Origin of the sequence: Leisingera sp. JC11 (assembly GCF_040704725.1) — a bacterium.
GTDB lineage: Bacteria > Pseudomonadota > Alphaproteobacteria > Rhodobacterales > Rhodobacteraceae > Leisingera.
In genome coordinates this window covers 1-11,537 of sequence record NZ_JBFCVS010000010.1, presented here as the reverse complement: position 1 = coordinate 11,537, position 11,537 = coordinate 1, and the positions used below count along the sequence as shown (strand labels likewise).

Here is an 11,537-nt window from a genome sequence, read left to right as displayed (position 1 = left end):
CCGGTTCTTACAGGGCTCCGATTGCCAGGTTCTGGTACATCCCCCAGAACGCCGTGACCAGAATGGAGACCGTTCCGACAAACTGAATGTACAGTCGGCAAAACGCCAGCCGCCTGCGCAGGTCCTCGCCTGCGGCCTGTTCCCGGGCGATCCGGCGGGCAGTGAAAAAACTGATCAGTCCCACGACCGACATCGGAAAGGCCAGCAGGAATACGGCCTGGGCAATTTCCATCAGGTAGACAAACCCCAAAGTGGCCAGCGCCGAGAGGACAAAACAGGCAAGGGCCACAATCCACGGCCCTGAAACTTCAGCGATGTACAGCATACGGTTCACGTTGACCCGGGTGATATCCTCCAGGTCCCGCTCTGCCTGGCCGCCGCGGCGGCGCGCCCGGTAAACCATGTCATATGGAACACCCAGTATCCAATGGCTGGCCGAGGACCACATTACCGCAAGCGAAATCCAGTACCACAGGTTTGAGAACGACCGCAGGTCAATCATCTCATAGATAATTTCAAGCAGGTCCACTCCAGCCCCCGTCTGCCGCTGCCGGCCCTTGGGGCCTTTTCTTGTAACCGGCCCTATATCAACCGGGAAGCGCCCGCAGGCAAGCCCGCAGGGCGCACAAGTTTCCCGGCGCGGCGAATGTGCCTCTTGTTCCCGGGGCGGCTTCCATGCCACCCATGGGCCAGCCAAAACGAGAGACCGCCATGAAGCCTACCGTCGCGCCCTTTCCCGCCGCCCGCCTGCGCCGCACCCGTGCCAGCCAGGCGATCCGCAATCTGGTGCAGGAAAACACCCTGAGCCCGTCCGATTTCATCTGGCCTGTGTTTGTCCGTGACGGCGAAGGCCAGGAGGAGCCGGTAGCCTCGATGCCCGGCGTGATGCGCCGCTCGGTGGACAGGATTGCCGAAGCCGCGGTTGAGGCCCAGGTGCTGGGGATTCCCGCGATATGCCTGTTCCCCTACACCGATGCCTCGCTCAAGACCGAGGATTGCGCCGAGGCATGGAACCCGGACAACCTGACAAACCGGGCGATCCGCGCCATCAAGGATGCAGCACCGGATATCGCGGTGATGACCGACGTGGCGCTGGACCCCTATAACATCAACGGTCACGACGGCTATGTGGTGGATGGCGAGATCGTCAATGACGCCACCGTCGAAGCACTCGTCAAGATGACCCTGGCCCAGGCCGATGCCGGCGCCGACATCATCGGCCCTTCCGACATGATGGACGGCCGCATCGGAGCCATGCGCACTGCCCTGGAACAGGCGGGCCACCACAATGTGGCGATCCTCTCCTACTCGGCCAAATACGCCTCAGCCTACTATGGGCCGTTCCGCGATGCGGTCGGCGCCTCCGGCGCGCTGAAGGGCGACAAGAAGACCTATCAGATGGACCCGGCCAACAGCGACGAGGCGCTGCGGCTGATCGAGCGCGACCTGCAGGAAGGCGCCGACATGGTCATGGTGAAGCCGGGCATCGCCTATCTGGACATCTGCCAGCGGGTGAAATCGGCCTTTGGCGTGCCGACCTACGCCTATCAGGTCTCCGGTGAATACGCGATGATCCAGGCCGCGGCGCAAAACGGCTGGGTGGATGGCGAAAAGGTGATGATGGAAAGCCTGATGGCATTCAAACGCGCGGGCTGCAACGGCATCCTCACTTACTTCGCTCCCGCCGCGGCGCGTCTGCTGAACGGCTGAGCCGCCAAGCCAGGCCGTGATGATCACTTCAGCGGGAAGCCGCCAATATCTGCGTTGCCGCGGATGACAGGCAGCGGTTTTCCGCGTATAACCCTGGCCAGAGCCGGACCAAACCGGCCTTGGAGCAATTCATTACAGGCACCTGAAAAATGAGCGAGATTTCCTCTACCCGCATGACCCGCCGCGGTTTTGCCCTGACCGCTTTGGCCGGCGCAGGCGTCACTGCCGCCTGCGGCAATGGCGTCGGCAACACAAACGCAGCCACCATCGACGCCCGTGTCGATGCCACGCTGAACCACATGTACAACCAGTACCCGAATACCCGCACCCTGGCGGACAAAGCTTCCGGCATGCTGGTGATGCCACTGGTGACTGAGGCGGGCTTTGTCTTTGGCGGCGCCTACGGCCGCGGTGCGCTGCGGATCAATGACGTGACCGTCGACTACTACGCCACCTACAAGGGCAATGCCGGCATTCAGATCGGCGCCCAGCAATATGCCCACGTGCTGTTTTTCATGACCCAGGACGCGCTGTCCGGATTCCGCCGCTCGCAGGGCTGGGCGGCTGGCGCCGATGCCGAGTTTGTCATCATGAACGAAGGCGAGTCTTTGCGGGCCGATACCAATACGCTGACCTCGCCGGTGCTGGCCGTGGTCTTTGCCCAGGCAGGCCTGCGTGTGGGTGCCACCCTGGAAGGCACAAAATACACCCGCATCATTCCTTAAGCGGAAACAGGCGGCAGAACCCGCCTTTTCTTCTGGCTTGAAATATCCCCGCTGGAGGCATGGCCTTTCCATCCGGAAAGGCCATTTTCATGTCAGCCGTCCAGCTTGCGCAGCCGCTTGAACAGTGACGAGGTGTCCCAGCGCCCGCCGCCCATCTTCTGCACCTCCTTGTAGAACTGGTCCACCAGCGCCGTCACCGGCAGGCTTGCACCAGTCTCATCCGCGGCATCCAGGCAGATGCCCAGATCCTTGCGCATCCAGTCCACTGCAAAACCGTGCTCGAAATGATCGTCCAGCATGGTCTCATAGCGGTTGGCCATCTGCCAGCTGCCTGCGGCGCCCTGGCTGATCACCTCAACCACCGCACGCCCGTCGAGGCCGGCTTTCTCGGCAAAATGCAGCGCCTCGCTGAGGCCTTGCACAAGGCCCGCAATGGCGATCTGGTTGCACATCTTGGTCATCTGACCTGCGCCGCTCTCTCCGATGCGGCGGCAGATGCGGGCATAGGCATCAATCACCGGCTCCGCACGGGCATAGGCGTCTTCGTCACCGCCGCACATGACGGACAGCACGCCATTCTCCGCCCCTGCCTGGCCGCCTGAAATCGGCGCATCGACAAAGGCAATCCCCTGCTCCGCCGCGGCGCCAAAAAGCTCCCGCGTGACCTTGGCCGACACCGTGGTGTGATCGGTAAACACCGTACCCTTGGCCATACCGGCAAACGCCCCGTCCGCGCCCAGGCAGACCGAGCGCAGATCGTCGTCATTGCCGACACAGGCCATCACGAACTCCGCGCCCGAGGCCGCTGCCCGCGGGGTCGCCGCAAAGTGGCCGCCATGCTCCTTGGCCCAGGCCTTGGCCTTGGCCTCGGTGCGGTTGTAGACGGTGACCTCATAGCCCGCGGCCTGCAGGTGCCCCGCCATCGGATAGCCCATGACGCCAAGCCCCAGAAACGCGATTTTTGCCATCTGCTTTTCCCCTGATCTGTCTTCGCATATGTTGGCGCCAACCCTAACACCGCCGCCGCGGGGCGCAATCTGCCATGCGGCTGGAAATGACAAAAACCCAAGGGAAAACAACCGCTGATGGGACATCTTTTCCGCTGGCTGCTGCGCCTTGCTGCGGGCCTGATTCTGCTGAGCGTCCTGGCCGCCGCACTGGTCTATTACCTCGCCTCGCAGTCGCTGCCCGAATACGAAAAGGACCTGGCCCTGCCCGGCCTCTCCTCGCCTGTGGAGATCGTGCGCGACAACGCCAATGTTCCGCATATCTTCGGCAGCTTCGGCGCCAGCGACGAGGACGTTTATTTCGGCCTCGGCTATGCCCACGCGCAGGACCGTCTGTGGCAAATGGCAGTGATGCGGCGCACGGCACAGGGACGCCTGTCGGAAATCTTCGGCACCCGCACGGTGGAGACCGATACCTACCTGCGCCGCCTCGACCTCTACAATCTGGCGCGGCAATCGGTGGAGGTGCAATCGCCTGAGGCGCTGGCCGCGCTCAAGTCCTATGCCGACGGGGTGAACGCCCGACTGCTGGAAATCAACGAAGACGCGCTTGGCCGCGGCGCGCCGGAAATGTTCCTGTTTCAGATGCCGCTAGCCCCTTGGCAGCCCGCCGACAGTATCGCGATCATGAAGCTGATGGCGCTGCAGCTTTCGGGCCACATGCGGGAAGAGATCCTGCGCGCCCGCACCTCGCTGGCGCTGAATGATGCGGACCGTATCCGGGACATCCTGCCGGATGCCCCCGGCAAAGGCGTGACCGCCCTGCCCGAATACGCCGAATTGGTACCGGGCGCCCGGCAATTTGCGGCGTCGCAGCCCTCAGGGGATGATAGTCTTCTGTTCCCGGTGGCCCCGCGCGGTCTCGCTGGTGCCTCCAACGCCTGGGCCGCCGCGCCCAGCCGCTCGGCGGCAGGCGGAACGCTGCTGGCGAACGATCCGCACCTCGGCCTCAGCGCCCCGGGCGTCTGGTATCTCGCCCGGCTGGAACTGGGCTCCGGCGGGGTGATCGGCGGCACCATTCCCGGCATCCCGGCGGTGATCACCGGACGCTCCGACGCGTTGGGATGGGGGGTCACCTCCTCCTACATGGACGACCAGGACCTGTTCATCGAGAAGCTCAACCCGGAAAATCCGCAGGAATACCTGAGCGTCGACGGCTACAAGAAATTCATCACGCGCCCCTCGATCATCAAGATCAAGGACGAGGCCCCCGTCACCCTGACCCTGCGCTGGACCGAGAACGGCCCGGTGCTGCCCGGCTCCATGTTCAACCTGGCTGAAATCACCCCGCCCGGCCATGTGGTCTCGCTAGGCTGGACCGTGCTCAGCCCCAAGGACACCTCGATGAGCGCCGCCATCGGCCTGATGCGCAGCGCTTCGGTACAGGAGGCGATCAGCGCGGGCGAAGATTTTGTTGCCCCGGCGCAGAACCTGACGCTGGCGGACAAGGACACCGTCGCGCTCAAGACCGTCGGAGCGTTTCCGCTGCGCGACGCGGCGCATCAAAGCAAAGGCCGGATGCCCAGCCAGGGCTGGCGCCCGGAAAACCTCTGGCAGGGCCGCGCGCCCTATACGGAAAACCCCGAGTTCGTCAGCCCGGCTGGCGGCATCCTGGGCAACACCAACAACAAGATCCTCGACCGACCTTTCCCCCGGCACGTCTCCTTTGACTGGGGCGACACCCAGCGCATCCACCGTTGGGAGAAGCTGATGCAGAACCGCGAAGTCCATACCCGCGACAGCTTCATCGAGGCGCAGCTGGACACGGTTTCCTACACCGCCCGCACCCTGCTGCCGCTGATCGGGGCGAACCTGTGGTTCACCGGTGAGGCCGCCCCTGCAGGTACCCGCGAGCGCCAGCGCCAGATTGCCCTCACCCTGCTGTCGGAGTGGAACGGCGAGATGAACGAGCATCTGCCGGAGCCGCTGATCTATGCCGCCTGGCTGCGCGCCCTGCAGTCCCGGCTGATCACCGATGAGCTGGGCCCGGTCGCCAAGTCCTTCCGCCATGTGGAACCGCTGTTCATTGAGCGTGTCTTCCGCAATGTCGAAGGTGCAGCCGCCTGGTGCGACGTTCGCCAGAGCGCGCCGGAGGAAACCTGCACCGACATGGCCCGGCTGGCGCTGGATGATGCGCTGATCTGGATCGAAGAACGCTACGGGGACGCGCTGGAATCTCTCCGCTGGGGCGACGCCCACCAGGCCGTGCAGGACCATCCGGTTCTGGGCGATGTGCCGCTCTTGCGCTATTTCGTGAATATCCGCCAGTCCACCAGCGGCGGCGACAACACCCTGCAGCGCGGCAAAAGCTCCGGCAAGGACCCGGATCCCTACCAGAACATTCACGCGGCCGGCTACCGCGGGGTTTATGATTTTGCCGACCCGGACAGCTCCGTCTTCATTACCGCCACCGGGCAGTCCGGCCACCCGCTGTCGCGCTACTATGACGACATGGCCCAGCTGTGGCGCCGGGGAGAATACATCCCGATGTCACTGGACGAAGAACTGGCTCGCGCCGCAGCTGTCGGCATAACCAGGATCACCCCCCGCCAATAAGAACGGGGCAATAAAAAACGGGCGCTGCGGCGCCCGTTTTTCTTTCTGAATGGTGCAGGCTTCACAGCCTCTCGAACTTGGCCTTCTGCCGGTCGGTCCACAGCACGGTAATGTCAAACCCGGTCTCGGTCTGCTCCTCGCGCTGCACCAGATCTTCCTTGAACAGCCAGGCGCGCTGCTTGCCTTGCGCAAAGGTAAGCTGCAGCAGTTCCTCGTGCCGCACCCCCTGCAATTTCTCAGCAATGTCGGCTAGCAGGCCGTCCAGCCCCTCGCCGGTCAGGGCGGAGATCGCATGGATGCCTTCCTCGCGCGCAGCACGCTGACGCCGAGCCTCGGCTTCGTCCTCCGGCAGCTGGTCCAGCTTGTTCCACACCTCGATCCGAGCGCGGTTTTCGTCCACGCCCAGCGACGTCAGGATCGCCTCCACATCTTCTGCCTGCTGCTCGCTTTCATCATGGCTGATGTCGCGCACATGCAGGATCACATCCGCCGCCAGCACCTCTTCCAGCGTGGCGCGGAAGGCGGCAACCAGTTCCGTCGGCAGGTCCGAGATGAAGCCCACCGTGTCGGACAGGATCACCTCCGGCCCGTCGGGGATCTGCACCCGCCGCATGGTCGGGTCCAGGGTGGCAAAGAGCATGTCCTTGGCCATCACCTCAGCGCCGGTGAGCCGGTTGAACAGCGTCGACTTGCCGGCGTTGGTGTAACCCACCAGCGCCACGATCGGATACGGCACCTTGGCGCGCGAGGCGCGGTGCAGAGTCCGGGTTTTCACCACCTTGTCCAGCTGCCGGCGCAGCCGCACCAGCTGGTCGTCGATGGCACGCCGGTCAGCCTCGATCTGGGTTTCACCGGGTCCGCCGACAAATCCCAGGCCGCCGCGCTGGCGCTCCAGGTGGGTCCAGGCCCGCACGAGCCGCGTCCGCTGGTAGCTGAGCGCTGCCATCTCGACCTGCAGCACGCCTTCACGCGTCGCCGCACGGTCCGAGAAGATCTCCAGGATCAGCCCGGTCCGGTCGAGGATCTTGACCTTCCAGGCCTTCTCCAGATTGCGCTGCTGCACGGGGGAAACCGGCCCGTCGATCAGGACCAGTTCAATGTCATTCGCCTTCAGGATGCCTGCCAGCTCTTCGATCTTGCCGGAGCCGAACAGCATCCCCGGGTGAGCCTTGGGCAGGCGCACCACATTTGATCCAATCACGTCAAGATCGGGCAAGGCCGCTGCCAGCGCAACGGCCTCTTCCAGCGCGGGAGCAGCCTCGCGGCGCCCGCTGTCTGATTTGATTTCCGGATGCAGGACCCAGGCGCGGGTCTGCTTCCTGTCATGCTCCATCAATTGGAGTCTTCACCCTCATAGAGACTGATCGGCTGGGCCGGCATGATGGTCGAAATCGCGTGTTTGTAAACCAGCTGCGACTGTCCGTCGCGGCGCAGCAGCACGCAGAAGTTATCGAACCAGGTGATCACACCCTGCAGCTTGACCCCGTTGATCAGAAAGATTGTAACCGGAACCTTGGTTTTGCGAACGTGATTCAGGAAGGCATCCTGAAGATTCTGTCTGTCCGAAGCCATTTTTTATTATCTCGCCTTTGTTCTTGCTGCGCGCTGCGGACCAGCACGCACGTTAAAATTCAGTATGGACAAAGAAAAAATAAGTTTCCAGCCGAAAAACACTTTTCACTTCCGCGGCAATCAGCTGCGCCAGAGGTTCGGGGACAGCAGCGCAATGAAGGCCAGCGTCTCCAGCCGTCCCAGCACCATCGCAATGCACAGGATCAGCTTGGCCGGGTCGGTCAGCAGGTTCAGCACAATCGGCGCGCTGCTGGCGCTTTCGGTCAGAGGACCGGTGGTGGACAGCGCCGCGATTGCCAGCACCAGCGACTGTTCGAAGCTGGATCCGACAGCGGCCAGCGCGGTGCTGACCAGCGCCAGCGACAGGGCAAACAGCATGAAGAAAATCCAGGCGACAAAGGCGCCGTTCTTCTGCAGACGCTTGGTCCGGTCGCCTTCGCCGCTCACTGAACTCGGGTGCACCAGCCGCTCCATTTCGCGCAGCCCGTTGAGGTAGAGCGCATAAACCCGCAGCAGCTTGACCCCGCCCGCCGTAGTGGCCACGCCACCGCCGAACACCGCCAGCCCGAGCAGGATCATGCCCGGGGTTTCCAGCCCGGACCAGGTGCGGGCCGCTTCCCAATGCAGGCTCTCGAACCCGGTGGTGGACAGGAAGGACATCACCGTGAACACCGTCCCCCAAAGTGCCCTCAGCGCCTGCAGCAGATCCTCGCCTGCGTCCACCTCATAGGCCGCCACCCAGTGGCGCAGGAACAAGAGCAGCGGCACACCGAAGACAATCAGCAGCCCGGTGCGGAATTCCGGGTCCTTGTCCAGGCGCCCCTGCCCGGATGTCACCGTATCGCTGGAGAAGGTCAACCGCGACAAGGCGAAGAACATGAACAGGAACATCACCATCTCGCCGGCGATGCCGCTGGCCGCGTTCTCCACTCCGCCAGTGGCGGAAATGCCGGAGGTCGCCATCACCGACATCGCATGGCTGAGGCCGGTCAGCGCCTGTTCCCCGGTGATCATCAGCAACAGCCACAGAACCATGGTCAGCCCGGCATAGACCGGCGCCAGAGTGCGGGTGACCAGCACCAGCTGGCGCCGCGGATCCGCCTTTTCCATATGGCCCGGCCCCGCAGTGCCGCCGCCCGGCTCGCCCTTGGCGGTGACCTCGAAACCGCCCAGCGACATCGGCGCCAGCACCGCCGAGGCGGCCACCCACATCAACAGCCCGCCCATCCAGCCAACCATCGCCCGCCACAGATGCACGCTGGGCGGCAGGCGGCCCGGATCAGCCCAGATATCGGCGCCGGTGGTGGTGATGGCGCTGACCATGTCGAAATAGGCATTCACATAGCGGGTGCTGATCAGCGCCTCCTGCACCGGCACCGCCAGGAACAGCGGCAGCACCGTGAAGGTGGCCAGCAGCGACAGCAGCTGCCCCGGCATCCCGTAGCGCGGCACCCGGTTGCCCATCGACAGGGCAATCAGCACCACCAGGATCAGCCCCGCCAGGCCGGCGTAGAAGAAGCTCTGCGATGTATGATGATCGTCCAGCACCAGCGCGTGCACGGCCGGCAGCCACATCGCCAGCGAGGCGATTCCCCAGATCAGCAGGAACAGCGGCAGGCGCAAGACGCCGATGGGGGCTTGGACCACGCGGCGCATACTAGAAGTAGTCGATCGACACCTGCAGGAGCCGCTCCACCTCGGGCACGTCATCGGCCATAGCAAACAGCGCGATCACGTCGCCCTCTTCGATCCGGGTCTCGCCCGACGGGCGCAGCATCTCGCCGTTTTTCAGGATGCCGCCGACCAGAACGCCTTCGGGAAAGTCGGTCTCGCGGATCATCTGTCCGGCGATCGGCGAGGTCGACAGCACTTCCGCCTCGATCATCTCGGCCTCGGCATCGCCCAGCGAATAGACTTGCCGCACCCGGCCATAGCGGATGTGGCGCAGGATCGAGCTGACGGTGGTGGAGCGCGGGTTGATATAGGCGTCGATCCCAAGGTGCGGCAGCAGCGGCACCAGGGTCGGGTCGTTGATCAGCGCGATCGCCAGCGGGCAGCCCTCGGCCTTGGCCCGCACCGCGGCCAGCATGTTGACCTTGTCGTCATCGGTCACCGCCAGCAGCGCATCCGCCTTGTCGATGCCTGCCTCGATCATCAGCGACCGGTCCAGACCGTCGCCGTTCAGCACGATGGTGCGCTCCAGTTCCTCGGCGGCGCGTTCAGCGCATCTGCGGTCCCGCTCGATCACCTTGGCGCGGATTCTTGCGGTGCTGCTCTCCAGCGCCTTCGCCACTTCCAGCCCCACGTTGCCGCCGCCGACCACAACCACCCGGTCCTGGCGTTTTTCCTTCTTGCCGAAGACCTCGATGGTGCGGGGCACGTCATCCACGTGGGAAAACACATAGCAACTGTCGCCCACGAACAGCTGGTCGCCCGGCTCCGGCGCAAACAGGGTACCGTCGCGGCGGACCCCTACCACAATCGCGCGCAGGGTGGAGAACAGATCGGTCAGCTGGCGCAGCGGCGTATTCACCACCGGGCATTCGGCATCGATCTGGATGCCCAGGAGCTGCGCCTTACCGCCCATGAAGGTTTCGGTGTCAAAGGCAGCCGGTGCCGAAAGCCGCTGCATCGCCGCCGCGGCCACTTCGCGTTCAGGGCTGATCACCACGTCGATCGGCAGATGCTCGCGCTGGTAAAGGTCAGAATAGATCGCGGTCAGATAGCTCTTTGCCCGCAGCCGGGCGATCTTACGCTGGATCTTGAACACCGAATGCGCCACCTGGCAGGTCACCATGTTGACCTCGTCCGAGTGGGTGGCGGCAATGATCATGTCGGCATCCTGCGCTCCGGCCCGCTCCAGAACGTCCGGGTAGGAGGCAAAGCCGTGAATGCCCTGCACGTCCAAAGTATCCGTTGCGCGCCGCACCAGGTCCGGATTGTTGTCGACCACCGTGACATCATTGTGCTCACCGGACAGGTGCCGGGCGATCTGCCAGCCGACCTGGCCCGCGCCGCAGATAATGACCTTCATTTACATGTCCCTTGGCGGAGTTTCGGGCAGAGTTCTGCGTGATGTGAATGACAGATGCCGCTTTCACGGTCAAATTAATTGTAACTTCCTCAGTTTGCGGCCATTCTTGCTCCATGCGACAGAGTGTGACGATCCCCGCGGGCGCGGCATTGCTGGCACTCGCAGCGGCCTGCGGACCGCTGCCGGTCTACTACAAGCAGGGGGCTGAGGTATCGCGTCTGCAAAGCGATGAGCTGACCTGCGCTACCCAGGCGCTGAAGGATGCCCCCGTTGCCAATGAAATCCGCCAGCACCCGCCTGTCTACTACCCGGGCCGCCAGGTCTGCCACGGCGGCAACTGCTATTACCGGCCCGGTTATTGGGTGGATGGCGGTATCTACACGGTCGATGTGAACAAGCCCTTGCGCCGTCGGCTGGAGAAATCCTGCATGGCCTCCAAAGGGTATCAGCAGATCGCACTGAAGCGCTGCACCCAGCGCAGCGCGGCGGCCCCCGCCGGCCCGCGCCTGGCACCGCTGACCGAGGCGTCCTGCGCACAGCGCAACCGGGATGGCAGCGTCATCATCCGCACCGGCGGCTGAGCGCCCGGCCTCCCCGCAGCTGTGAACAGCCGTTTTACGGCGGGACACTTTTGATTTGCGGTCTAAGTTCAAGTAAGCTGAACCCGATTGTTTTTTGACCAGTATTCTCAAAAGAGAAAGGTACCCGATGCGGATTCATTTCCTGTTCGCCGCGCTGCCCGTGGCAGCCGTTACCGCAGCCTGTGAACCAACGGCCCCGATCGCGCCGCCGCCGAGCGCTGCACCGGCCGCCCGGCGGGCCAATAGGTTCAACGGTTGGGGCCGCCGGAGCCGGGGCCTGGGCTGGCGTGGCCGTCGATGCAGGCCGCGTGGCGGGTGCGCTGTAAGTCGCGGGAGCAGGGGCGGCGGCCCG

At 64.0% G+C, this 11,537-nt stretch carries 10 protein-coding genes; 4 read left to right on the top strand and 6 right to left on the bottom strand.

Annotated features, from left to right (window positions below; all coding sequences use genetic code 11):
* Positions 1–7: 7 nt before the first annotated feature.
* A complete protein-coding gene (locus tag AB1A62_RS12455) occupies positions 8–529 on the bottom strand; it encodes a component of SufBCD complex (protein ID WP_366661795.1) in 522 nt (173 codons plus the stop codon).
* 182 nt (positions 530–711) lie between these two features.
* Here AB1A62_RS12455 and hemB point away from each other — a divergent pair, with 182 nt between their 5' ends.
* On the top strand, positions 712–1,710 hold the full coding sequence (gene hemB / locus AB1A62_RS12450; RefSeq protein WP_366661794.1) for a porphobilinogen synthase: 999 nt from the start codon (positions 712–714) through the stop codon (positions 1,708–1,710).
* A 149-nt stretch (positions 1,711–1,859) separates the two neighbouring features.
* Positions 1,860–2,435 carry a YSC84-related protein gene (locus AB1A62_RS12445; protein ID WP_366661793.1) on the top strand — a complete coding sequence of 192 codons (576 nt, stop codon included), beginning with the start codon at positions 1,860–1,862 and terminating at the stop codon, positions 2,433–2,435.
* A 92-nt stretch (positions 2,436–2,527) separates the two neighbouring features.
* Here AB1A62_RS12445 and AB1A62_RS12440 read toward each other — a convergent pair whose 3' ends face one another.
* Positions 2,528–3,529, bottom strand: coding sequence for an NAD(P)-dependent oxidoreductase (locus AB1A62_RS12440; RefSeq protein ID WP_366661792.1), 1,002 nt, complete (start codon positions 3,527–3,529; stop codon positions 2,528–2,530).
* Between AB1A62_RS12440 and AB1A62_RS12435 the strand changes: the two genes are divergently transcribed.
* Positions 3,521–5,998 carry a penicillin acylase family protein gene (locus AB1A62_RS12435; RefSeq protein ID WP_366661791.1) on the top strand — a complete coding sequence of 826 codons (2,478 nt, stop codon included), beginning with the start codon at positions 3,521–3,523 and terminating at the stop codon, positions 5,996–5,998. The two genes, AB1A62_RS12440 and AB1A62_RS12435, sit on opposite strands and share 9 nt — an antisense overlap.
* 61 nt (positions 5,999–6,059) lie before the next feature.
* Here the strand turns inward: AB1A62_RS12435 and hflX are convergent, their stop codons facing one another.
* From hflX to trkA, 4 genes are all read right to left on the bottom strand, one after another.
* On the bottom strand, positions 6,060–7,331 hold the full coding sequence (hflX, locus tag AB1A62_RS12430) for a GTPase HflX (protein ID WP_366661790.1): 1,272 nt from the start codon (positions 7,329–7,331) through the stop codon (positions 6,060–6,062).
* A complete protein-coding gene (gene hfq, locus AB1A62_RS12425) occupies positions 7,331–7,570 on the bottom strand; it encodes an RNA chaperone Hfq (protein WP_005611588.1) in 240 nt (79 codons plus the stop codon). The genes hflX and hfq overlap by 1 nt, the downstream gene beginning before the upstream one ends.
* Positions 7,571–7,690: 120 nt before the next feature.
* The gene (locus AB1A62_RS12420; protein ID WP_366661789.1) at positions 7,691–9,226 is read right to left on the bottom strand and encodes a potassium transporter TrkG; all 1,536 of its coding nucleotides are present in this window, start codon (positions 9,224–9,226) and stop codon (positions 7,691–7,693) included.
* 1 nt (position 9,227) lies between these two features.
* Positions 9,228–10,604 (bottom strand): Trk system potassium transporter TrkA, encoded by a 1,377-nt coding sequence (trkA, locus tag AB1A62_RS12415; RefSeq protein ID WP_366661788.1) that lies wholly within the window; start codon positions 10,602–10,604, stop codon positions 9,228–9,230.
* A gap of 113 nt (positions 10,605–10,717) precedes the next feature.
* Here trkA and AB1A62_RS12410 point away from each other — a divergent pair, with 113 nt between their 5' ends.
* Entirely contained in the window at positions 10,718–11,185 is a 468-nt protein-coding gene (locus tag AB1A62_RS12410; RefSeq protein WP_366661787.1) for a hypothetical protein, read from the top strand.
* Positions 11,186–11,537: the final 352 nt, after the last annotated feature.